Below are 22,717 nucleotides of genomic sequence, written 5' to 3'. Positions count from 1 at the left end.
CGGGCTGCCCCACGGCCACATACCGGTGACGGCACATCTCCTGTTCACATTCGTTCCGCCCTTCGGCAACACCTCGGTTGGCCATGCCACGCGGTTGACTGGCAGAAACAGGATGCCGAGCGGAATCCTGTCGAAGAGGTGGGAGTCATAGACTTCCGAGGAGGGGTTGTGGGCCTTGGCTAGAGCTTGCTAGCGTCGCCGTGCAGCACCTTCCGCGTGCCGATATCACTCAATACTGACAGCGGGCCTGCAAAAGTCGACTGCTCCTGAGAGCCGACTGCCGAAGCCGGTCGACCTGGAAAAGGTCGAGGCCCTTGGCTGCGGTATCACCGCATGTGACGCGAGACCAGGCGACTCGATCAGCCTCTTATGGGCATGCGGGTCTGCTCCAGGCCGTGGCCTCAATCCCCGAACACGCTGAGTCTGAGGTCCATGTTAGACACGTACCCCCCACCTCCCGATCTTCTCTCCGCCGAATTCGAACGCTGTCCCTACCCGGCGTACGAAACGTTTCGCAGCCACTATCCGCTTTTCCACGAAGAGCGCCTCAATGCCTGGATCATCAGCAGGTATGACGACGTCACACGTGCTTTCCGGGACGCCGACACCTTCTCCAGCCGGAGCTGGAACGACCAGTTGCGGCCCCTTGTGCAGCAGAGCCTCATGGCGATGGACGGAGAGGAACACACACGTCATCGCCGTCTCATCTCCCCCGCGTTCCACCGCAGGCAGCTGACCGACCGCATCGGCGACTCCGTAGCGGACTGTGCGCGACAGCTTGTGCACTCCTTCGCGGCCGACGGCACGGTCGACTTCTGCGAGCGCTTCGCCCGTCGGCTCCCCGTCAAGGTGATCATGCGCCTGCTGGGGGTCTCCGACGACCACGACGACTTCCGCCGCTGGTACCGCGCCATCGTGGACTACAGCGGCAACTTCGCCCAGGACGCGGAAATCGCGCGGGCCGGCTTCCGGGCAGGCCAGGAGCTGTCGGAGTTTCTGGGCCGGCAGATCCGGCTGCGCCGCGCGGACCCCGGTGACGACCTCATCTCCCTGCTGTGCACGAGCGAGGTCGACGGGGCCGGCATGGACGACGAGATGATCAAAAGCTTCGGGCTCGTCCTGCTGGCGGCCGGCGGCGAGACGACGGAGAAGACACTCGGCCTGACCGTCTGCCATCTGCTGCGCAGCGGCACCGTCGGACAGGCGGCACTGATCGATGATCCGGCCCTGCTGGACCGGGCCCTCGCGGAGACACTGAGACTCACTCCCCCGGTCCGGGTCATCACCCGCGTGGCACGCAGGACAGTCACGCTGTCCGGTGGCACCGTGCCCGCGGGAGCCCTGCTCTTCCTGCTGGTCGGGGCGGCGAACCGGGACCCCGCCCGGTTCCGCGCCTCGGACACCTTCGATCTCTTCCGTGCGGACGCCGAGGTGGACCGGGCGTTCACGGGCGCGGCCCAGCACCTCGCGTTCGGCTCCGGACGGCACTTCTGCGTCGGTGCCGCCCTCGCCCACATGGAGATCACAACCGCGCTCCGGGTCCTGTTCCAGACCCTTCCCGATCTCCGTCTGCGCCCCGGGTTCGAACCCCGGGAGGCGGGCTTCGTCACCCGCGGTCTGCAAGAGGCCCTGCTCGACTTCACCCCCGTCTCGGCCCATACCACCGCCTGAGCGAGCCGGCCGGACCGGTCACCGCACCGCGCGAAAGCCCCGCCGACGCTCACACACTTCGCGACCAGTCCACCAGCACCCACGGGACGTCCACGAGACGCCCGCGAGACGAGGAGCGGCCCCCCATGCCCGAAACTCCCCCATCACCGGCACCGCTGTTCCAGCTCGCCACCAGTTTCTGGGCGTTCAAGACACTGGCCGGCGCGTACGAACTGGAGCTGTTCGCCCGCCTGTCCGGGACCTCCGGCCTGACCTTCCAGGAGTTCGCCAAGGACGTGGAGATCGACGAGCGGCCGGCGCGCATGCTGCTGACCGGCTGCGCGTCACTCGGTCTGCTGGAGAAGACCGGGGACCGGTATCGAAACAGCCCGCTCGCCGAGGAGTACCTGGTCCCCGGCAGGCCCCACCACTTCGGCGGCCTCCTCGCCATGCTCGACCAGCGTCTCTACCCGGCCTGGGGACGGCTCACCGAGGCGGTGCGCGCCAACCGGCCCGTCAGCTGGGACACCGAACACGAGAAATCCTTGTTCGAGAGCCAGGACCCGGCGGTGACCGCCACGTTCTGGGAGGCCATGCACACCCTGTCCACCTTCGCCGGCGAGGCGCTGGCCGACGCCGTCGCACTCGACGGCACCGCGTGCCTGCTGGACGTGGGCGGCGGCTCCGGCGCGCTGGCCATCGCTCTGTGCCGGGCCCGCCCCGGCCTGCGGGCGACCGTCTACGACCTGCCCTTCGTCACCCCGATCGCCGCGCGACGCGTCGACGAAGCGGGCCTCGGTGGGCGGATCTCCACCGTCGACGGGAACTTCTTCGAGGACCCGTCGCTTCCCGGGGGCCACGACGCGCACGTCTTCTGCAACATCCTGCACGACTGGCGAGAGTCCGACGCCCAACTGCTGCTGAACAAGTCCTTCGACGCTCTCGCACCGGGCGGCCTGGTGATCATCGCCGGTTTCCTCGTCAACGAGGAGCAGACGGGCCCCACCCCGGCGGCGCTGATGAGTCTCACACAGCTCATCGAGACCGAGGGCCGCGCCTACACGGCGTCCGAGTACACCGGCTGGCTCACCGCGGCCGGGTTCGTCGAGCCGTACACGGTCGCGCTGGAGTCGATCGGCGCCAACGGCGCGGTCGTCGCACGCAAACCGTGAACCGGCCGGCGCACGCCGCCGGCCTCCGTCCCTCCTCCCTTCCACCGGGAACCTCTTCCGGCCCCATCGAAAGGTCGCAGGTCACGTGACCAACCCATCAGCACCCGACCCCCTCGCCGGCACTGACCGGACCACCGACGTGCTGGTCCTCGGAGGCGGCCTGGCCGGACTCACCTGCGCGCTCCAGATCCTCCAGGCACGTCCGGGCACCGACGTCCTCGTCGTGGAACGCGAGACGTTCCCGCTCCCCGAAGCCGCCCACAAGGTGGGGGAATCGACCGTGGAGGGCTCGGCGCACTACTTCGAGACCGTACTCGGCCTCAAGGACCACCTCAAGACCGGTCAGCTCCGCAAGGAGGGACTGCGGTTCTTCGGCTCCCACGCGGACAACGAGGACATCGTGCCCCGCCTGGAGGTGGGCATCTCCCGGCAGTTGCCCACTTGGACCTACCAACTCGACCGCGGCCGCTTCGAGAACGTCCTCGCGGACCGGGTGCGCGCCGCGGGCGGCACCCTGCTGGAAGGCACCCATGCCGAAGCCGTCGACCTCGGCCCGGACGGTCACCGCGCCGTGCTGCGCGGCGCCCGGCAGGGCACCGTCCGCACCCGCTGGGTCGTCGACGCCACCGGCCGGCGCGGCCTGCTCAAGCAGAAGCTGGCGCTTCGGGAGCACGTCGATCACGACGTCAACGCCGTGTGGTTCCGCATCGCCAAACGGATCGATCCGGAACGGTTCGACGGAGCCGGCACCGAAGCCGCCGATCCGCAGGCCAGAAAGGCCTGGCTGGACCGGGTGGCGAGCAATCGCTGGCAGAGCACCAACCACCTGATGGGTCCCGGCTACTGGACGTGGCTGATCCCCCTCTCCTCCGGCTCCACCAGCGTGGGCATCGTGGCCGACGAACGCTTCGTCCCCTTCGACTCCGTCAACAGGTTCGAGCGGGCCCTCGCCTGGTTGCACGAGAAGGAGCCGGAGCTGGCCCGGGACATCGCCGGATCGCGTGAACTACTCCAGGACTTCAAGGTGTTGCGCCACTTCATGCACGGCTGCAAGCAGGTCTTCTCCGCGGAACGCTGGTGTCTCACGGGCGAAGCGGGTGTCTTCCTCGACCCCCTCTACTCGCCGGGCAGCGACTTCATCGCCATCGCCAACTCCTACATCACGGACCTGGTCGTCCGGGACCTGGCCGGGGAGGACGTCGAAAAGCGTGCCGAGGGCTACGACCACGCCTTCCTCGGCACCTTCAAGGGATCGCTGGCCACCTGGCAGCAGCAGTACGCTCTGATGGGCAACCCGCAGGTGTGGGCGGCGAAGGTCGTCTGGGACACCTTGGCGTACTTCGCCGTGAACAGCCTGCTGTTCACCAGTGGGGCCCTTCTCGATCTGGAGTTCATGGGGTCCCTCGGCGCGCCCTGGCAGCGTTACCAACAGGTGGCCCAGCGTGTCCAGGCATTCCTGCGGGAGTGGGACGCGGTGGACGACGGCGCGGTGGCGCCCATGTCGTACGTCGACCTGGCCGCACCGCTGTACTACCGGTACAACGTCGAGATCATCGTCCCCGACGGCCCTTCGGGGCTGCGCGAACGGTTCCACGCGAACTTCCGCGCCCTGGAGCAGGTGGCCGTCGAGCTGATGCGGGGAGCGGCGCTGCGCGCGGGCGTCGACCTGTCCCCGGCGGACATCGACCCCCTCACCTTCGATCTCGCGTCCGTGCTGCGGACCGTCCCGGAGGAGGTGCGCGCCGGCAGGCGCTCAGCACGTCTGGTCGGAGCCGAGCTGGCCGAGGACACCGGCGCGTGACACCGACGGTCCGCTCGGAGTCAGCAGAAAGGAAGACCCGCTCGTGCACGGTGCAAGCACGCCCATCGCCTACCACGACCCGTTCGTCGACGAGCTGTACGAGGACATCGGGCGGCTCGTCGACGGGGAGGCCCCGGCGGCGGAGGAGGTGGAATCCCGCCTCCGGGAACTGGCCCGCCGGAACTCCGAGGCAACGGCCGCCTACTGGGACCTCCACGAGGCCGGTCTGGGCATCCCGGACAGCGCCTACAAGGCGAACGCCCCCTACCTCTTCAGGGACCGCCCTCCGGTGCGGGTGTTCCGCACCAGCAACACCACGGGCACCGGCACGGGCCGGGTCGCGTACAGCGAGCGCGGCATGGCGCTGATGGACAGGTCCATCCTGGCCAACGCGGGCCGCCACGTCATGCACGGCCTGGTCCGGCCGGCCGTGGTCCGGCTGGTCCCCTCCGAGCGGGCCGCTCCCACCATGGTCATGGCCTACGGAATGGAGCTGATCGCCCGCCGTTTCGGCGACCCGCGGCTCAGCGGCTGCGTCCTGACGGACTCCGGAGTGGACCGTGCCGCGCTGCACCGCCTGCTCGACGGCGCGACGGCGGAGGAGCGCCCCGTCGTCCTCATCGGCGGTACGTCGGTCTTCGTCAACCTCTGCCGGTCGCTGACGCGGGACGGGAAGTCCTGGGCACTGCCGGCCGGTTCACGTCTGGTGGACGCGGGCGGGCACAAGCAGAACCGGCAGGTGACCGTGGAGGAGATCCGTACCCTGGCGGGCGAGGTGTTCGGCATCGAGCCACGCGCCCACCGCAACCTGTTCGGCATGACCGAACTGGCCAGCCAGCTCTACGACGGTGAGGACACCTCGGCCGGTCCTTCGGGCGAACGGCCCAAGAGGTCGGAGCCGTTCGTCCGGGCACAGGTGCGCGCCACCGGCGATCTGACACTGCTTGACAACGGTGTCGGTCTCCTCGAAGTCGTCGACCTGTGTGTGCTCGACCGCCCCTGTGCCGTGCTCACCGGCGACTGGGGCCTCGCGGGCCCGGCCGGGACCGCCGTCGTCGGCCGCATCGCCCAGGGCCGCCCCCGGGGCTGCTCGCTCGCCCTCGACCAGATCGCCACCGGACCCCCGTCCCCGGCCGACCGGAGGAGGAGCCGTGCCTGAGTTCCGCTGTGTCTCCTGGCTCCCGTCATGGCTCGGCACCGGCGCCCTGGAGCGTTCCGTCGTCGCTGCCGACGACGACACCCCGGTCCGGTACTACGGCCTGCGGCCGGCCGCTGGAGGATGGCAGTCGCTGGGGGACGGACTGCGCTCCGCGCAGGAGGCGCTGCGCGCGCTGCCGGTCGCCCGGATCGTCGACGCGCTGGACGCGACATGCAGCCTGTGGGCCGACCGTGACTTCCCCGACCGGGTGCGGGCCCGGCAGGACATCGCCGCCACCACCGGCTTCTCGACGGAGGCGGTCGACCGCAGCCTCGACGTCGAGCTCGGCAACTACCGCGCCGGGACGCTGTACAGCGTCCTGCGCCGCGAACTCGGTGACCCCGGCGTCCTGGACGGCTTTTGCGAGGACGCCGAACTGGACGGCCACACGTTCGCCGTCGGGCCCCGGGTGACCATGGCCGTGTGCAGCGGCAATGTCCCCGGACTGCCCGCGCTGTCGCTGGTGCGCGCGCTCCTCGTCAAGTCCGCGGTACTCCTCAAGGTGGCCGGCGGCGAGCCCACGTTCGCGGCGCACTTCACACGCTCCCTCGCGGAGGTCGAGCCGGTACTGGCCGACGCCGTCGTCGTCACCTACTGGAACAGCGCTGACGTCGATGCGCTGCGCAACGCCGTGACGCAGGCGGACGCGGTGATCGCCTACGGCAGCGACCCGGCCTGTGCGGCCGTCCGGGCCCAGGTACTGCCCGGTCAGCGCTACGTCGAGCACGGGCACAAGGTGTCGGTGGGCGTCCTCACCCGGGCCTACGTCGACAAGCTCGGACTGCGGGAGGTGGCCCGACGGGTCGCCGAGGACGTGTCGGTCTTCAACCAGCACGCCTGCATCGCCCCGCAGACGTACCTGGTGGAGGACTGCGGGCCGGGCGCCCGCCAGTTCGCCGGGGCGCTCGCCGATGCGATGGCCGAGTACGCGGCGGACTGCCCCCTCGGCACCCTGCCTCCGGAAGACGCCGCGGCCTTGCAGATGCGCCGCGCAAGCGCCGCCTGGGCCGCGGCCCACAGCCCGACGGGCGGCTTCTGGCGCGCCCCCGGCCTCGACTGGACCGTCACCACGGCGCCCAACCTGTCCGCTGTCCAGGGCTCGGGCGACCGCATGGTGGGCGTGGTGCCGGTGGCGGGCCCCCGTGACGTCGTCCGCGAACTGCGCACGATCGGCCCTCGGCTCCAGAACGTCGGCCTCGGTGCGATCGGCCAGGAGTTCTGGGAGCTGGCCGAGGAGCTGAGCCACCTCGGCGCGTGCCGGATCAGCGAACCCGGCCGGATGGCGAGCCCCAGCGTCATCTGGCGCCACGACGGCATGCCGTGTCTGGCCCTGCTGCTGCGCTGGTGCGACATCGAAATGCACCAGGAAGCACGCGTCTGAGCCATGACAGCGACACCACCGATCACGTACCTACAGGCAAGGGTGAGGGAACCGCACATGTCGGAGACAGAAGCAGGAACACGCGCGCCGCGTCCGGATCTTCCAGCCGCCGTGGAAGTCATCGACTGCACACTGCGCGACGGTGAACAGGCACCGGGTGTCTGGTTCACCACGCAGGAGAAGCTGGATCTGGCCACCGCGCTGTCGGCCGCGGGCGTCTCCGTCCTGGACGCCGGATTCCCCGCCGCGTCCGGCAGCGAACTGGAGGCCCTCCAGGCCATGCAGGGCCTCGGCCTGAGCGCGTCCGTCGCGGCGACGGCCCGCCCGCTCCCCCAGGACGTCGCCGCCGCGGCGAAGGCGCACGCGGACGAAGTGTTCCTGTTCATGCCGACCAGCGACCTGAGGCTGAAGGAGACCCTCGGTATCACCCGCGACCGGGCCACGGCGGTCTTCCGGGCGGGCGCCGAGGCCGCCGCGGCGCACAGCCTGGGCATCAACGTGGTCTTCGAGGACGCGACGCGCACCGACCCGCGTCAGCTGATCGACACGGCGGCCGAGCTGAGCCGGCACGTGCCCCTCCTGCGGCTGGTTCTCGCGGACACCGTCGGATGCGCCCACCCGGCGGCCATGCAGCATCTGGTACGCCGTCTGCGCGATGCCCTGGACCCCGAGGTCAGGCTCTGCACGCACTGCCACAACGACTTCGGTCTCGCCACGGCGAACACCCTGGCGGCGGTCGCGGCCGGAGCGGAGTCGATCACCTGCACGGTCAACGGCATCGGCGAGCGGGCCGGCAACGCCGACCTCGCCGAGTGTGTGGCGGGCCTGACGCACCTCTTCGGCGCCGGGCACGGCGTCGATCCGCTGGCCCTGCCCGGGCTGTCCGCCGCCGTGGAACGGGCCAGCGGTATCTTCACCAGTCCGCTCAAGCCGGTGACCGGGTACAACGTCTTCCGGCACGAGTCGGGTGTGCACGTGGACGGCATGCTGAAGGACGCCCGCAGCTACGAGTTCCTGCCCCCTGCGTGGGTGGGCCGGCGCAGTGAGTTCGTCCTCGGCAAGCACAGCGGCACGTCACTGGTGCGGCACGTCCTCAGCTCCGCCGGCATCCACTGCGACGACGATCTGCTGACCAGTGCCCTGGCCGAGGTGAAGGCGGGCATCGAGCGACGGGACAAGACTCCGCACCACCGGGCGCACGACGATGCCCTGGCGGTCCACCGCACCCTGCTGTCGGGGTTCGCCCCCGACACCCTGACCGAGCGTTACAGCGGACCGGCCGAGGGGCGGGGCGAGCGGTGAGCCAGCACGGACACGCCAAGCGCACCGGCCGTACCCTCAGCGACAAGATCATTGACGCTCACACCTGCGATCCCAGTGACACCGGCCTCTACCGCGAGATCCGCATCGACGCGCTGCTCGGCCACGACGCCACCATCGCGCTCCTGGTCGACGAGTTCGAGCGGCGGGGCCTGACGATCTGGGACCGCGACCGGGTGCTCTTCACCAACGACCACTTCTCCCCGCCGGCGACCATCGAGCGGGCGGACATCTCCAACAAGTTCCTGCGCTTCGCGCGGGAGCGGAACGTCACCCACCTCATGCTGGACCGGGGCATCTGCCACCAACTGCTCGTGGAAAGCCCGCTGTGCACGCCCGGCAGCCTGATCGTGGGGGCCGACAGCCACACGGTCATGGCGGGCGGCGTCGGCGCGTGCGCCACCGGCATGGGGTCCACCGACATCCTGTACGCCCTGGCCACCGGCACCACCTGGATGCGGCGGCCCGCTACCGTGCGCGTCCGCTTCCACGGCGCGCTCGGCCCGCACTGCAACGGCCGGGACGTCGTCCTCGAACTGCTGCGGCTGCTGGGCGAGAGCGGTGCGCGGTACCGTTCCCTGGAGTTCCACGACCTCGCGGACACCCCCATCGCCCAGGACGACCGCTTCGCCATCTCCAACATGTCTGTCGAACTCGGCGCGAAGTTCGGCGTGTTCGTGCCCGACGAGCTGACCGCCGCCTACTGCGCGGAACGCGACGGACACCACCCCGCCCTCGTCACACCGGACCCGGACGCCCGCTACGAACGCACCCTGGACATCGATCTGACCGCGCTGACCCCACGGATCGCCAAGCCCTGGTCACCGGCGAACGTGGTACCGGTCGCGGAGTCCGACACCCGGCCGGTGTCCGTGGCCTTCCTCGGCTCCTGCTCCAGCGGTCGGCTCACCGACCTCCGCGACGCGGCCGAGGAGGTCGCCGGCAGGTCCGTGCACCCCCGGGTCCGGTTCGTCGTCATCCCCGCCTCGGTCCAGGTCTTCCAGCAGGCGCTGGCGGCCGGCTACGTCACCACGCTGACCGAGGCCGGGGCCGTCATCGACCATTCGAGCTGTGGTCCGTGCGGGGGCATCGACAAGGGCGTGCTGGGAGCGGACGACGTGTGCGTCTCCACGTCCAACCGCAACTTCCGCGGCCGCATGGGCCACTGGGCGAGCCGTACCTACCTGGCCAGCGCCCGGACCGTGGCCCGCGCGGCGCTCGCCGGGCACATCGGCCCCGACCTGTACGCGCACGACCGGGACACGGCGGGGAGTTCCACGACATGACACCGATCAAGGGCCGGGCCTGGCTGTTCGGCGACGACCTCAACACCGACGTCATCCACCCGCCTCAATTCTTCAGCCTCGACGAGGAGAAGGTGAAACGGGGACTCTTCCACGGCCTCGACCCGGACATCCAGCCGAACCTGCGTCCCGGTGACGTGCTGATCGGCGGCCGCAACTTCGGCTGCGGAAGCAGTCGCGAGACCTCCGTGCGGTCGCTGAAGCTGAACGGCGTCGGCGCCATCGTCGCGGTCGACTTCGCGAGGATCTTCTTCCGCAACTGCACGAACAACGGCGTCCCCTGCCTCACCCTGGCCCAGCCGGAACACCGCGACCGGCTGCGCGCGGGCCGGACGGTGGAGATCGATCCCGCGGCGGCACGGCTGACGACCGACTCGGGAGAACACGTCCCACTCGATCCGCCGGGCGCGTTCGTCCAACGCGTCTGGCAGGTGGGCGGCCTGCTCGCGCTGCTGCCCGGCGCACGCACCTCAGGCAGCACATGACCGCGCCGCCGCGTCCCGGCTCCCGCGGCGCCCTACTGCGCGTGCACACTTGGGGCGGCCGTTGGGGACGCGCGCTGCGCAGCGCGGTCTCCCGGCCCTTCGAGGAGGCCACCGACGTACGGGTGGAGCACGTACCGCACATCGGGCTCGCCCTGCCGTCGGCGCTGCTGTCCGCGCTCGACGCCGGGGCGCGCCCGCCCGTCGACGTCGTCTGGTCGAACTCGGTCCCCGCGCTGCACGCCGCCCGGGCCGGCCACTGCCACGCACTGGAACAGGCGCGGATGCCGGTCCTGGCGCACCTGCGCCGCAGGGCCCGCCCGGACGGCTCCGCGGCGGCGTACGTGGTCCATCCCTACGTCGTGTACTACGTGCTGGGCTACCACCGAGCGGCCTTCCCCGACGGGCCGCCCGGTTCCTGGGACGTCCTGCTCGACGAACGGCGCCGCGGCCGGATCGCCCTCTACCCGCACGGCAACGGCCTGCACGCGATAGCGCAGACGATGCAGGGCGGCGGCGTCGAGGACATCCCCGCCGACATGGCGGCGTGCTGGGCCTTCATGAATCGCATCCGACCGCAGATCGCGGAACTCGAATACAGCATCGGCATGGAGGAGCGGCTGCGGGTACGCGACCTCGACCTGTGCTTCCGCGCCCTGCCCAACGTCCTCGCCTTCCAGGAGGGGTTGCCCGTCGGCTGGAGCGTGCCGCGGGAGGGGACCGCGGACACCGTCGACGCCCTATGGGTCCCCCGCGGTGTGCCGGACGCGGTGCGCGACGTGGCGACGCGGTACATCGCGTTCGCGCTCCGGCCGGACGTCCAGCAGGACTGGTGCGAACAGCTCGGAGTGATGCCGGTGCACCCGAAGGCCCGGATCGCCGCCCTGCTCGACCACCCCGGTCTCCCCTCGCACGCGGACGACTTCCGCGGAATCCTGCACGTCCCGGAAGACGTCAAGGCGGACCACCACGACGCGTGGGCGCGACGGTTCGCGGACATCTTCCGCTGACCGGGGCCCCGATCACCCCACAGACCAGTCGCCACACGAGAAACGAGCGAGGCAGCACGATGTCAGAAACAAGCGACCGCGCCGCAAGCACTGTCCCCACGCCCGCGCCTGCGGCCGGGGGGTGCCCGTTCGGCCCGGACGGCAGCGGCTTCAACCCTTTCGCCACTCCGGGGTTCGCCGATCTCCCCCAGCAGTTGGCGACGGCGCGGAACGAAGCACCCGTGTTCTACAGCGAGCCGTTCGGCATGTGGATCGTCTCCCGGTACGACGACGTCCTGAGGATACTCAAGGACGCGGACCGCTTCTCCTCCTCCACCAGGCCGATGATCCTGTCCGCCTTCCCCGACGAGATCCGGGCCGAGCTGGCGGGAACGCACACCTTCGCCGCCCCCAACCTCGCCTTCGACGGGCAGCCCGCGCACGACCGGCTGCGCGGCCCGGTCGCGAAGTACTTCTCGGCCAAGGCCACGCTTCGCCGCGAACCCCGTGTCCGCGAGATCGCCACCCGCTGCTTCGAGGACATGCCCGAGACACCGGAGGGCACCCCGTTCGACCTCGCCGAGTCGTTCGCCCGGCCGGTGGCCGGCAGGGTGATCATCGATCTGGCCGGCCTGCCCGTCGAGGACCACGACCGGATCATGCGCTACCACGAGGCCGTCAACGCCTTCTTCTTCGGGAAGCCGCCGGTGGAGAAGCTGGCGGGCTACGCCGCGGACGTCCTCGAACTGGAGGCTTACCTCGCCGAGGTCATCGAGGCCTGCCGGCGCGATCCCCGGGACGGTCTGATCAGCTACCTCCTGGACCTGATGGTCAAGGGTGAAGCCGACTACACGACCGGCGAACTGATCAGCCTGATCAGCTTCGACATCCTCGCGGCCGGCATCCGCCCCGCCGGGTTCGTGATCGTCAACCTCTGCCGTGAGCTGCTGCGGGAGCCGCGGCACTGGGACGACCTCCGCGCCGACCCGACACTGTTCGACAACGCCTTCAGCGAATCGCTGCGCCGCTCCGGGATCGGGCTCGGCGTCTTCCGCACGGCCACCACGGACGTGGAGGTGGCAGGCGTCCGCATTCCTGAGGGGGCGGCGCTGTGGGCGCTGGTGTCCTCGGCGGACTACGACGACAGCCGGTTCCCCGACCCCCTCGTCTTCGACCCCCGCCGTCCCAACCTCGCCGGCAGCCTGCACTTCGCCCAGGGACTGCACTACTGCCTCGGTTCCTACCTCGCCCGGACCGTCGCCCGGGTCGGCGTCGACCTCCTGATGCGGCACCATCCCCGTCTGCGGCTCGTAACGGACCAGATGATCGAGTACGAGCCCAGCATCAACCTCATGCTCCCCACCCGGCTCCTCGTGCAGCCCTGACCACACCCGAGCAGATCTTCACGAGGGGACCCCGGTGAGGAACACGCAACGCGCGGGGCGCGGCGCCCTGCGGGACATGACGGCCTACCGCAGCGCGGAGGCGTCGGCCACCGGTACAGGCCCGGCCTTCTCCTTCGACCTGTCCAGCAACGAACTGACCCTTCCGCCTCTGCCCTCCGTACTCTCCGCCATCGAGCAGGGCCTGCCCCGGCTGGCCCGCTACCCCGACCCGACGGCACGAGCCCTGACCGAGGAGGTCGCCGGTCACTTACGCGTCTGCGCGGACGAGGTGGCCGTAGGGCCTGGAAGCGCGGGCGTACTCCAGCAAGTCCTGCTCGCCCTGTGCGGCGAGGGCGACGAAGTCGTCTACGCGTGGCCGGGGTTCGACGCGTATCCACTGCTGGTCGCGGTCTCCGGCGCCACCGGTGTGCAGACGCCGCTGACCGGGTCCGGGGAGCACGATCTCGCCGGGTTGCTGGCCCGGGTCAGTGGCCGGACCAGGGTGGTGATCCTCTGTTCCCCGCACAACCCGACCGGCACGGTCATCGACCACGGCCGGCTGGACGGCTTCCTTCGGTCACTGCCGCAGGGCGTGGTGGCGGTCCTCGACGAGGCCTACGTGGAGTTCGACCGGGGCGGCGACCCGCCGGGCCTGCCGGAGATCCTGCGCGAGCACGGCAACGTCGTCGTCCTGCGCACCTTCTCCAAGGCCTATGGGCTGGCCGGCCTGCGCGTCGGCTACGCGGCCGGTCCGCGCCGGATCATGACCACCGTCTGCAAGACGGCGTTGCCCTTCGGGGTGACACACCTCGCGGAGCAGGCCGCGATCCTGTCCCTGCGTGCCGGGACCGAACTGCGCGAACGGCTGAGTGCGGTGACCTCGGCGCGGGAGGAACTGAGCAGGCACCTCGGGGAATTGGGACTGCCGGTCCTGCCCTCCCGGGCCAACTTCGTCTGGCTCCCGCTCGCCACGTCCGCCGAACCCTTCGCCCAGACCGCGGCCACCGCCGGCATCAAGGTCAGAGCCTGCCCGGGACACGGCGTACGCGTCTCGGTCGGCGAACCCGAGGCCCACCGAGCCCTACTGACGGCCCTCGCCCGCACCGACCTTTCACACTGGTCCTGAAGCCGGGCCAGATGGCATCCCGGAGATCACCGAGCGGGGGGGGGCGTGCTCGCCTAGGCGGGGCGCAGGGACCGGAGTCGGTCGGCGATGTCGTACACCGTCAGGCGCAGGGCGCGGATGTCGGTGATCAGGTCGTGCCAGGGTTCGTAGGAGGCGTCCACGGTGTGGCCGCAGGCCCGGAGGTAGGCCGCGGCTACTCCGTAGGCGAAGTACTCGTTGCGGGCGGGCAGCGGCCGCAGCAGTACCAGTTGTTCCAGGAGTGCGGCCGCGCGCCAGTGGGCGTCGGGCCGGCCGACCTCGATGTGCGGGGTGTTCACGCGGTGCCGGGCCACGGCGGCGGCGAGCCCGGAGTAGTCGCGTACGGCCAGTTCTTTGCCCAGCAGTTCCTCCTGCCGGTCCAGCAGCCAGCGGACGTCGATGTGCAGCTCCAAGGTCAGGCCGCCCGATGAGTGCTGCCGGCGTCCTGGGGCAGGCCGCCGAAGTCACGGTCGAAGGCCTCGGCGATGCCGGGTTCGGCGATCACTTCGCGGAAGGCCGCGGTGGCCGCCCGCAGCGCGAGCTGGTTCTCTTCCTGGACGGCGAGCTCCGCCAGCAGCGCGCGGACACTCATGCCGCGGGCGGCGGCGATGCCGGCCAGCCGGTCCCTTGTCTCGGTGTCGATCTTCACCGTGGTGTCTGCCATGTCTATGAGTATGCACCCACGACTACCTTGATGAATACCTTTTCGGTCCTGCTGAGCCGCAGACCTGTCCGTCCCCTTTTCCCGGGTGGTGTCAAACAATCCCGAGGAGACCGTTCCCGCCCAGCAGGGTGCTGTCCTGCTGGGTGAGGCCGACGGACGGCGCGGTGATCATGCGGCTGCCCTTTGCGGTGGGGCCGCCGGCGCCGCCCGGCAGGACCCAGACCGCGCCGGTGGAGTTGTTCTCCCCCGCGGCGCCGACGAGCAGTTCGGGCTTGCCGTCCTTGTCGATGTCGCCGGCGGCCACGGTGGTCGCGAAGAAGTCGTCTCGCTCGCCGCCGCCGGGAACACCGGCGGTGTCCTGGGTGAACGCGTACGCTCCGCCGCCCAGGGCTCCGGTACGGCGTCCGGGGATCACCGTCATCTGCCCCGCGTTCGGCTGGGCGGTGTCCTCGTACGGAGCGCCGGCCACGATGTCCGCCAGCCCGTCACGGTTGAGGTCCACGACGGCGAGCGCGGCGCCGAACGCGTCGTACTTCTCGCTCGCCCCGGGGACACCGGGAGTGTTCTGGGTCAGCCGCACGGGTTCCGCATCGCGGGAGACGCCGTTCGCGGAGCCGTACCACAGGAGCACCCGGCCACCGAGCGCACCGTCGCTTCCGGCCGTCACCTCGGGCTCGTCGGGGTCGCCGACCACGAGGTCGGCGTATCCGTCGCCGTTGACGTCCCCGGTGGCGGCGATCAGGCCGTTGCCGGACTTCTGCGCGCCGTCGTAGACCGGGTCGGCGTACACCTCGCCGCCACTGAGCCCGCTGGAGCGGACGGTGACGGCCGCCTCGTCCGGCGCGCCGTTGTGGTCGAAGTCGCCCAGGGCGACGCTGTTGACGGATCCGATGTCCCGGTTCTGCGCGGACTGGCCGTAGGTGCCGGTGCGGCTGAACGGCCCGGAGAAACGCACCGACCCCTCGTATCCGGCGACGACCACCGTGGTCTTCGCGCCGGCACCGGTGCTGAGCGCCGCCACGTCCAGGCCGTAGTACCCGCCGGCGGTGGCCGCGGGGAGGCCGGTGCCGGACGTCAGACCCTTCTTGCTCCCCCACAGGACCGTCACCGCACCCGCGTCCTTGCCGGCCGCGGTGTCCTCGTACGGCGCGGAGACCACCAGGTCGGCGTAGCCGTCCCGGTTGAGGTCCTCCGTCGCGGTGGCCGTGCCGAAACCGTCGTGCGCCTCTGCGGTACCCGGGATCCCGGCTGTGTTCTGCGTGAGAGTCGCCCGCCGGGACGTGGCCAGGCCCGACTTCGATCCGTACAGCACCACCACGGCACCGGCACCCTGCTTGCCGGCGACGTTCGCACCCGGTGCGGGCAGTACGGCGTCGCGGTATCCGTCGCCGTTGAAGTCGCCGGGAACCGCTCCGTGCACCGCTGCCGCGGGTGTGACCGAGACAAGCGGGCCGCTCATGACGACGGCGACCACGAGCGCCCCCGTTCGCCATCCGCCGCCCAGGCCATGTCTGTTCACCATGTGTGGTGTCCCTCCCCCTTCGATGCGCTTCGTGCGCACCGTGATCACGGCATCGTAAGGGATGCTGCCGGGACCACGAGGGCCGGTGCGGCATCCCGTCACCACGACATCTCGAAGGCCGTCTGTCTGCTTGTTCCGACGGAAATTCATCGTGACAGGTGCATGACGGGTGTGGTTTGAAGGGCATACCATCGCAACGCCCCAAAGGGGTGGTCGACGGTGCGTCCGGCCCCGCCGGGGCCGGGTTCCCCCACGGATGAAGGAGCGGCAATGCCCCTCGGCACTTGGCTCAAGGCAGCCACTTCCGCCACAGCGCTCGTCCTCGCCATAGCGGGTCCCGCGACCGCCGCCACCGCTGCCTCGGGTGAATCGTCCACCGCGCAGGCGGCAGCGGTGACCCTTCGCTACGACGACAGTGGCGCCGCAGGATGGGAAGCCGCGATCGCGGCCGGAGTCGCCTCGTGGAACACGAACGTGAGCAACGTCCATCTGGTGGAAGCGGCGCCCGGCACCACGGCCGAGATCGTGATCGTCGCCACCACGGGCTGGCCGCAGGCCACCCTCGGCCCGGTGCGTCCGGGCCGTCAGGTCCGCGTCGAGCTCGGCAGCCAGGCCGTGGACCAGGGGTACGACAAGACTCGGATCGCCGCTCACGAACTGGGGCACAGCCTCGGGCTGCCGGACACCAAGCCCGGTCCCTGCTCACAGCTGATGTCGGGGTCGAGCGCCGGCACGGCCTGCACCAACGCCACACCGAACGCCACCGAGCGTTCCCGTGTGCAGTCCGCCTACGCGAGCGCGGTCACCGCGCTCGCGCCCGCTGCCGGCCGGACCCTCGTCGACGCGCCCTGACCACCCGGTCATCGAGATCCCCGCTCCGGCACAGTGCCCCGGGTGCGGCCATTCCGGCCGGCCATCCCGACAGGCACCGTCGGCGCGGAGTGAAGGTGCCGGATCAGCGCTCGGTGAATCTGAGGTACGGAGCGACGCTGCGCAGTTTCTCGCAGGTCTCCTCGGTCTCCCGTTCGGGGCTGGACTGGGCGGTGACGCCGGCGCCCGCGCGCAGCCAGGCCTGGTCGCCCGTGCCGAGGAGGGTGCGCAGGACCAGGGCGGCGTCCAGGGTGCCGGCGGTGCTCGCCCGGAACACCGCGCCGCCGTACAGGTCCCGGGTCCCCTCCTCGTGGCGGGCCAGCGTCTGGAGGGCGGCGCGTTTGGACACGCCGGTGGCGGTGATCGCGGGGAAGAGCGAGGCGAACGCGTCCCACGGTCCGGCCCCGGGCCGCAGCCGGCCCGTCACCCGTGAGGCCAGGTGCTGCACCGGGCCGCGCGGCCGCACCGCCATGAACTCCTCGGCCACCACGGAGCCGGGGCGGCACACCGCTGCCATCTCCTCCCAGGCCAGCCGCACCGAGACGGCGTGTTCGTGGATCTCCTTGGGGTCCGTGAGCAGTTCCGCCCGTCTGCGCTCGTTCTCCGCCGGGTCGGTGCCCCGGGCGCGGGTGCCGGCCAGCGGCTGGGTGCTCACGCGTCCGTCCTCGCCGACCTCCAGGACGGTCTCGGGGCTGAACCCGGCCGCTTGGTGGCCGCCGCAGTCCAGCAGGTAGGAGCGGGCCGGGGTGTTGGCGCGGCGGCCCGCGAGGTAGGTCGCGGGGAAGTCCGGGCGGGTCCCGGCGGGCAGCGGCACCTTCCGGGACAGCACGGCCTTCTCCAGGAGTCCGGCCCTGATGTCCGCGACCGTGCGGGCCACCGCCCGGCCGTAGGCGGCGCTGCCGGTGGTGAGGACGCTCTCGGTCCGATCCGGCGGCCACTGGCCGGGGGCCGCCGGCCGCGCCGCCGGCTGCGCGAGCAGGTCGGCCGTCTTGCGCGCCCATGCCTCGTCGACCGCGCGGATCACGGTCCGGTCGGCGGTGAGGGTCACCTCGACGGACGGGACCAGCGCGTGCAGCAGCGGCCGGTCGCCGGCCGCCGCGGGGTCGGCGTGCAGGAGGTGGGCGAGTTCGAAGGCCGCCCAGCCGTAGAAGTGGCGTCCGGCGGTGTCCGCGTCGCGCAGGGCGGACAGGGCGGTGGCGAACGCGGTCAGCGGCTGCCCGTCGGTGCGTGAGGTCCAGGTCCGTCCGGCGGCCCGCGCGGTGAGGGTGGTGGCGTCGGCGGTGACGCTCACGGCGGAGCCCGCCGCGAAGTGCCAGACGCCGCCCGCCGCCTCGTAGGCCAGGTACTGGCCGGCCAGTCGGGCCCGGGCGAGGCGGGTGACGGTGGCCGCGGGGTCGGGGCTGGGCTCCTGGACGCTCACGTGGGCGAGCGGGGGGACGCAACGCGCCCAGGTCTGCCACAGGGGCCGGGTGGCGGTGCTCATCGTGTGGTGCCTTTCCTCGTGTGCCGGTGTCGGGGGGCGGGTCATGGCCGGGCCGCCGCCAGCCGCCAGCCGTGGGCCCGGGACCGTCGCTCCCAGAAGGAGGCGTACGTGCCGCCCGCGGTGACCAGGTCGTCGTGGGTGCCCCGTTCGGTGATCTCGCCGTCCTCCAGGACCAGGATCTGGTCGGCGTTCACGACGGTGCTCAGCCGGTGGGCGATGACCAGGAGGGTCTTGCGGCCGGCCAGGGCGCGCACGGTCTCGGCGAACAGGGCCTCGTTCTCCTGGTCGAGGGCGGCGGTGGCCTCGTCGAGGACCAGGATCGGGGCGTCCTTGAGCAGGGCGCGGGCGATGGACACGCGCTGGCGCTGCCCGCCGGACAGCCGCGCGCCGCCTTCTCCCGCCTTGGTGGCCCATCCCTCGGGGAGTTCCTCGATCACCCGGTCCAGGCCGGACAGGGCGGCGGCCTCGGCCAGTTGACCGGGGCTCGCGTCGGGGGCGGCGATCCGGACGTTCTCCTCGATCGTGCCGTCGAAGAGGTAGACGTCCTGGAAGACGACCGCGACGTGGGCGGCCAGGTCGGCGGCGCCGATCTCGCGGACGTCGACGCCGCCGACCCGGACGGTGCCCTCGGTGACGTCCCGGAAGCGGGCGAGCAGCCCGGCGACCGTGGTCTTGCCCGCGCCGGACGGCCCGACCAGCGCCGTCATACTGCGCTCGGGCAGCCGGAAGGTCACGTCGCGCAGGACCGGGCGGGCGGCCGCGCGGCCCGCCGGGCCGGTGTCGTAGCGGAAGCCGACCGCGGTGAACTCCACGCTCGCGTCCCGGGGCCTCTTCGGCTCCGCGGGCTGCGGGAAGGGCGGTTCGTCCAGGAAGGCGCCCAGCCGCTGAAGGGTGTTGCGGGCGATGCGCAGACCGGCGCCCGCCTCGGCGGCCGACGACACCGCGTCGGTCAGCCGGACCAGGAGCACCAGGAGCGCCAGCAGGGTGGGCACGGTGAGGGACCCGTCGAGGTACCAGGAGACGCCGAGCGCGAGCAGCAGGGCGAACACAAGGCGGGTGGCGAAGGAAAAGGAGACCAGGCCGGGCAGCCCCCGGGCGATCAGCCGCCGGTCCGCGCGGGCCTCGGCCAGCAGGGCGTCGTCCAGCGCCCCGTAGCCCTCGGCGGTCCGGCCGAAGGCCCGCAGCACGGGCTGGTTGCGGGTGTACTCCAGGACCCGGTCGGCCGACTCGCCGATCGCGGCGTCCCGGCCGAGGTCCAGGCGGCGCAGCACCGCGGTGCTCGCCGCCCGCACGGCGAACAGCACGGGGAGGCAGCACAGCAGCACCAGGGCCGTGCGGACGTCGAAGAAGAAGGTGGCGGCCACCAGCGTCACCGGGGTGAGGAGCGAGGTGAGGAACGGGCGCAGCAGGTGGGCCGGGGTGCTCATCACCTGGATGACGTCCGGTCCGGCGAGCCGGCTGAACTCGGCGGTGCGGCCGGCGGTGAACCAGCCGACGGGCAGGCGCAGGGCCTGGTCCGCCATACGGTGGTGCAGGACCCGGGAGAGCCGGGAGCCGGCCGTGAACCCGCCGGCGATGGCCGCGCCCTGGAGCGCGGCGTGGGCGAGCGCGCAGCCGGCGAAGGCCGTCAGCCAGGGCCAGACGGTGTCGGGGTGCGGGCCGAGCAGGGCGCGCAGGACGGGCACCAGCAGGGCGAAGGCGACGCCCTGGAGGACGGCCGCCGCGCTCTGGAGGGCGAGCAGCCGGTGCAGGGGGCGGGCGCCCTCCGGGCCCAGGACGTGGTAGAGCTGACGGATCATCGGGTGCTTCCCTCTCGGATGTCGTCCGGGGTCCGCTGGGCCTGCCACAGGGCGGCGTACCGGCCCCGGGCGGCCAGCAGGTCGTCGTGGCGGCCCTGTTCGGTGACGCGTCCGTCCGCCAGCACCACGATCCGGTCGGCCGAGCGGACCGTGGCCAGCCGGTGGGCGATGACGAGCAGGGTGCGGCCGGCCGCGAGCGCGGACAGCGCGTCCTGGATCAGGGCCTCGGAGTGCGGGTCGGCGTACGCGGTCGCCTCGTCCAGGACCAGGACGGGGGCGTCGGCGAGCAGCGCCCGGGCGATGGACAGGCGCTGGGCCTCGCCGCCGGACAGGGCGACGGATGTGCCCAGTTCGGTGGCGTAGCCGTCGGGCAGGGCCGTGATCCGGTCGTGGATACGGGCGGCGCGGGCGCACCGCTCGACCTCCGTGTCGGTGGCGTCGGGGCGGCCCAGGCGGATGTTGTCGGCGACGCTCGCCCGCAGCAGCCGGACGTCCTGGAGGACGAAGCCGACCCGCCGGTACAGCTCGGTGGCGGCGATGTCCCGCAGGTCGGCGCCGCCGAGGGTCACCGTGCCGGCCGTCACGTCGTGGAAGCGCGGCAGCAGCGAGGCCAGGGTGGACTTGCCCGAACCGGACGGGCCGACCAGTGCGGTGACCGTGCCCGACGCCAGGTCGAGGTCGATGCCGCGAAGGACGTCGGTGTGTCCGTCGTAGGAGAAGGACACGCCGCGCAGGCGGACGTGGTGGCCGTCGGGGACGGCGGGGGCGGCGGGCTCGGGCAGCGTGGGGGCGTGCAGGAGCTCTGTGACGCGTACGGCGGCGGCCTGGCCGGCCCGGATCTGCTGGACCCGGGGGCCGACGACGCCCATCGGGGCGGCCACGGCCGGGCCGAGCAGCAGGAACGGCACCAGGTCGGCGCCGGTCGTCCACCCGTCGGTGACCAGCACCGCGCCCGCCGCGGTCAACAGCAGCAGGACGACGGCCGGAGTGACCACCAGAACGGCGGCGGTGGAGTTGACCAGGGTGGCCCGGACCCAGCCGGCGAAGAAGCCGGCGAAACCTTCGGTGGCGCGGACGAAACGCTCGTGGGCGCCGCGGCCGCGGCCGAAGCTCTTGAAGACGGCGATGCCGGACGCGAACTCCACGGTGGCGGCGGAGATCCGCCCCACCGCGGCGCCGAACTCGGCCATCTGCGCGGCCGCGCCCGACATGGCCCGGCCGAAGAGGAACACGCCCAGGGCCAGGGGCACGACGGCGGCCAGGGCCAGACGCCAGTCGACGGTGCACAGGTAGCCCAGGGCGAGGACCGGGGCGGTGAGCACGGCGACGACGTCGAGCAGGGTGTGGGCGAACAGCGTGTGCAGCGCGCTCACGTCGTCCTGCACCGCCTGCTTGACCTCGCCGGTGCCCCGCTCGGTGAGCCGGCCCAGCGGCAGCCGCCCGATCCGCCGGGCGAGCCGGCGGCGCAGGGCGAGCTGGAGGTCGTTGTCGGCCAGGTGTGCCAGGGCGCCGGCCGCGGTGCCGCACACCAGGGCGAGCAGGCCCGCGGCGCAGGCCAGCGTGACCAGCGGCCACAGGGCCCCGCCGGCGGCCGGGGACCCTTCGGTGAGGCGGCCGGCGATGCGCGAGACCGCGATGAAGGGGACGACTCCGGCGAGGGCGGCGACGGTCTGGAGACCGACGGCGAGGGCCAGCCGGCCCCGGACCGGCGCGGCCAGCTCACGCAGCGGCGGGAGTGGGGCCGTCCCGGTACCCCGCTGCGGGCCGGGGGCTGTGGGGTCCGGGGTCGGGCCGGACGGTTGGGGTGTCATGTGACGAGTACTCCGATTTCGGGGATGGGCCTGCCGCCCGCCTCGGTGATGCGGCGGCTGGTCAGGCCGGCCTCCCGGGCCAGCCGGGCGACGTCGAAGGTGTGCCAGTCGTAGCTGTCGGCGACCTCGCGCACGGTGCGGCCCTCGCGCAGCACCTTCCAGGTGGTGGTGAACCGCATGGCGTCGCCGCCGATGGGTTCACCGCCGATCCACCACTCGTAGGTCTGGCGGCCGATGGTCTCCCTGAGGGACATCACCGGGGGGATGACGCGGGGCGCGGAGACCCCCATCAGCTCCACGACGATGGGGGCGCCGGCCGGCAGGCGGGCCGCGAGCCGCTTCCACAGGGCGACGCGTTCGGGGACGGTGAGGTGACCGGCCACGCCGAAGACGACCACGGCGGAAAGCCGTTCGGGCAGGGCGAGGTCCTGGGCGGCGCCGTCGGTCACGGTCACCCGGCGCCGCAGTCCGGGGTCGCGGGCGACGCGGGAGGTGAGCATGGCGCGCATGGTGGCGGACGGTTCGGCGGCGAGGATCTCGGCCTCGGGCAGGGCCGCGGCGATGACCTCCGTGACGCGTCCGGTGCCCGCGCCGATCTCCAGGACCGGGCCGTGGGACACGTCCAGGCCGGTCAGTACGCGGGTCAGCGGGGGGCCGCTGCTGGCGGTGTGCCGGGTGGCGACCAGTTCGTAGAACTCGGCGGAGGTGGAGTAGTAGTCGATCACGACGCTCTCCGGGCGTG

The 22,717-nt window shown here is 71.9% G+C and carries 19 protein-coding genes; 12 read left to right on the top strand and 7 right to left on the bottom strand.

All coding sequences use genetic code 11. The annotated features are described in order from the left end of the window. The first annotated feature begins 369 nt into the window (after window positions 1-369). From ACTT8P_RS14220 to ACTT8P_RS14170, 11 genes are all read left to right on the top strand, one after another. Window positions 370-1,671 carry a cytochrome P450 gene (locus ACTT8P_RS14220; RefSeq protein WP_442831988.1) on the top strand — a complete coding sequence of 434 codons (1,302 nt, stop codon included), beginning with the start codon at window positions 370-372 and terminating at the stop codon, window positions 1,669-1,671. A gap of 125 nt (window positions 1,672-1,796) precedes the next feature. Continuing rightward, window positions 1,797-2,822, top strand: coding sequence for a methyltransferase (locus ACTT8P_RS14215; protein WP_442831987.1), 1,026 nt, complete (start codon window positions 1,797-1,799; stop codon window positions 2,820-2,822). An 85-nt stretch (window positions 2,823-2,907) separates the two neighbouring features. Next, window positions 2,908-4,623, top strand: coding sequence for an NAD(P)/FAD-dependent oxidoreductase (locus ACTT8P_RS14210; RefSeq protein WP_442831986.1), 1,716 nt, complete (start codon window positions 2,908-2,910; stop codon window positions 4,621-4,623). A gap of 43 nt (window positions 4,624-4,666) precedes the next feature. Further along, a complete protein-coding gene (locus ACTT8P_RS14205; RefSeq protein ID WP_442831985.1) occupies window positions 4,667-5,782 on the top strand; it encodes a hypothetical protein in 1,116 nt (371 codons plus the stop codon). After that, window positions 5,775-7,202 (top strand): acyl-CoA reductase, encoded by a 1,428-nt coding sequence (locus ACTT8P_RS14200; protein WP_442831984.1) that lies wholly within the window; start codon window positions 5,775-5,777, stop codon window positions 7,200-7,202. Before ACTT8P_RS14205 ends, ACTT8P_RS14200 begins: the two co-directional genes overlap by 8 nt. Window positions 7,203-7,313: 111 nt before the next feature. Further along, window positions 7,314-8,504, top strand: coding sequence for a homocitrate synthase/isopropylmalate synthase family protein (locus ACTT8P_RS14195; RefSeq protein ID WP_442831983.1), 1,191 nt, complete (start codon window positions 7,314-7,316; stop codon window positions 8,502-8,504). Then, window positions 8,501-9,808 carry a 3-isopropylmalate dehydratase large subunit gene (locus ACTT8P_RS14190; RefSeq protein WP_442831982.1) on the top strand — a complete coding sequence of 436 codons (1,308 nt, stop codon included), beginning with the start codon at window positions 8,501-8,503 and terminating at the stop codon, window positions 9,806-9,808. Before ACTT8P_RS14195 ends, ACTT8P_RS14190 begins: the two co-directional genes overlap by 4 nt. Further along, window positions 9,805-10,311 carry a LeuD/DmdB family oxidoreductase small subunit gene (locus tag ACTT8P_RS14185; RefSeq protein ID WP_442831981.1) on the top strand — a complete coding sequence of 169 codons (507 nt, stop codon included), beginning with the start codon at window positions 9,805-9,807 and terminating at the stop codon, window positions 10,309-10,311. The genes ACTT8P_RS14190 and ACTT8P_RS14185 overlap by 4 nt, the downstream gene beginning before the upstream one ends. Window positions 10,312-10,352: 41 nt before the next feature. Then, window positions 10,353-11,318 (top strand): extracellular solute-binding protein, encoded by a 966-nt coding sequence (locus ACTT8P_RS14180; protein ID WP_442831980.1) that lies wholly within the window; start codon window positions 10,353-10,355, stop codon window positions 11,316-11,318. Between the two features lie 221 nt (window positions 11,319-11,539). Beyond that, the gene (locus tag ACTT8P_RS14175; RefSeq protein ID WP_442831979.1) at window positions 11,540-12,682 is read left to right on the top strand and encodes a cytochrome P450; all 1,143 of its coding nucleotides are present in this window, start codon (window positions 11,540-11,542) and stop codon (window positions 12,680-12,682) included. 34 nt (window positions 12,683-12,716) lie between these two features. Then, entirely contained in the window at window positions 12,717-13,808 is a 1,092-nt protein-coding gene (locus ACTT8P_RS14170; RefSeq protein ID WP_442831978.1) for a histidinol-phosphate transaminase, read from the top strand. Between the two features lie 53 nt (window positions 13,809-13,861). On the opposite strand, the gene ACTT8P_RS14165 is transcribed toward ACTT8P_RS14170, so the two are convergent. The 3 genes from ACTT8P_RS14165 to ACTT8P_RS14155 all read right to left on the bottom strand — a co-directional run bounded on the left by ACTT8P_RS14165 (window position 13,862) and on the right by ACTT8P_RS14155 (window position 16,012). Beyond that, on the bottom strand, window positions 13,862-14,239 hold the full coding sequence (locus ACTT8P_RS14165; protein ID WP_442831977.1) for a toxin Doc: 378 nt from the start codon (window positions 14,237-14,239) through the stop codon (window positions 13,862-13,864). 2 nt (window positions 14,240-14,241) lie between these two features. Then, the gene (locus ACTT8P_RS14160; protein WP_442831976.1) at window positions 14,242-14,490 is read right to left on the bottom strand and encodes an antitoxin MazE7; all 249 of its coding nucleotides are present in this window, start codon (window positions 14,488-14,490) and stop codon (window positions 14,242-14,244) included. A 91-nt stretch (window positions 14,491-14,581) separates the two neighbouring features. Then, on the bottom strand, window positions 14,582-16,012 hold the full coding sequence (locus ACTT8P_RS14155) for a VCBS repeat-containing protein (RefSeq protein WP_442831975.1): 1,431 nt from the start codon (window positions 16,010-16,012) through the stop codon (window positions 14,582-14,584). 270 nt (window positions 16,013-16,282) lie between these two features. Here ACTT8P_RS14155 and ACTT8P_RS14150 point away from each other — a divergent pair, with 270 nt between their 5' ends. Next, window positions 16,283-16,864, top strand: a complete 582-nt coding sequence (locus ACTT8P_RS14150) for a snapalysin family zinc-dependent metalloprotease (protein ID WP_442831974.1) — start codon at window positions 16,283-16,285, stop codon at window positions 16,862-16,864. 103 nt (window positions 16,865-16,967) lie between these two features. Here ACTT8P_RS14150 and ACTT8P_RS14145 read toward each other — a convergent pair whose 3' ends face one another. Genes ACTT8P_RS14145 through ACTT8P_RS14130 form a run of 4 tightly spaced genes read right to left on the bottom strand, consistent with a single transcriptional unit; the run spans window position 16,968 to window position 22,700 of the window. After that, window positions 16,968-18,365, bottom strand: coding sequence for a salicylate synthase (locus tag ACTT8P_RS14145; RefSeq protein WP_442831973.1), 1,398 nt, complete (start codon window positions 18,363-18,365; stop codon window positions 16,968-16,970). Between the two features lie 41 nt (window positions 18,366-18,406). Further along, window positions 18,407-20,164, bottom strand: coding sequence for an ABC transporter ATP-binding protein (locus tag ACTT8P_RS14140; RefSeq protein WP_442831972.1), 1,758 nt, complete (start codon window positions 20,162-20,164; stop codon window positions 18,407-18,409). After that, window positions 20,161-21,975, bottom strand: a complete 1,815-nt coding sequence (locus tag ACTT8P_RS14135; protein ID WP_442831971.1) for an ABC transporter ATP-binding protein — start codon at window positions 21,973-21,975, stop codon at window positions 20,161-20,163. The genes ACTT8P_RS14140 and ACTT8P_RS14135 overlap by 4 nt, the downstream gene beginning before the upstream one ends. Continuing rightward, on the bottom strand, window positions 21,972-22,700 hold the full coding sequence (locus ACTT8P_RS14130) for a class I SAM-dependent methyltransferase (RefSeq protein ID WP_442831970.1): 729 nt from the start codon (window positions 22,698-22,700) through the stop codon (window positions 21,972-21,974). The genes ACTT8P_RS14135 and ACTT8P_RS14130 overlap by 4 nt, the downstream gene beginning before the upstream one ends. Window positions 22,701-22,717 lie beyond the last annotated feature (17 nt).

This window comes from Streptomyces sp. JW3, assembly GCF_052216785.1.
In the GTDB taxonomy this organism is placed as follows: domain Bacteria; phylum Actinomycetota; class Actinomycetes; order Streptomycetales; family Streptomycetaceae; genus Streptomyces.
This window is presented reverse-complemented; position numbering and strand designations above follow the sequence as displayed.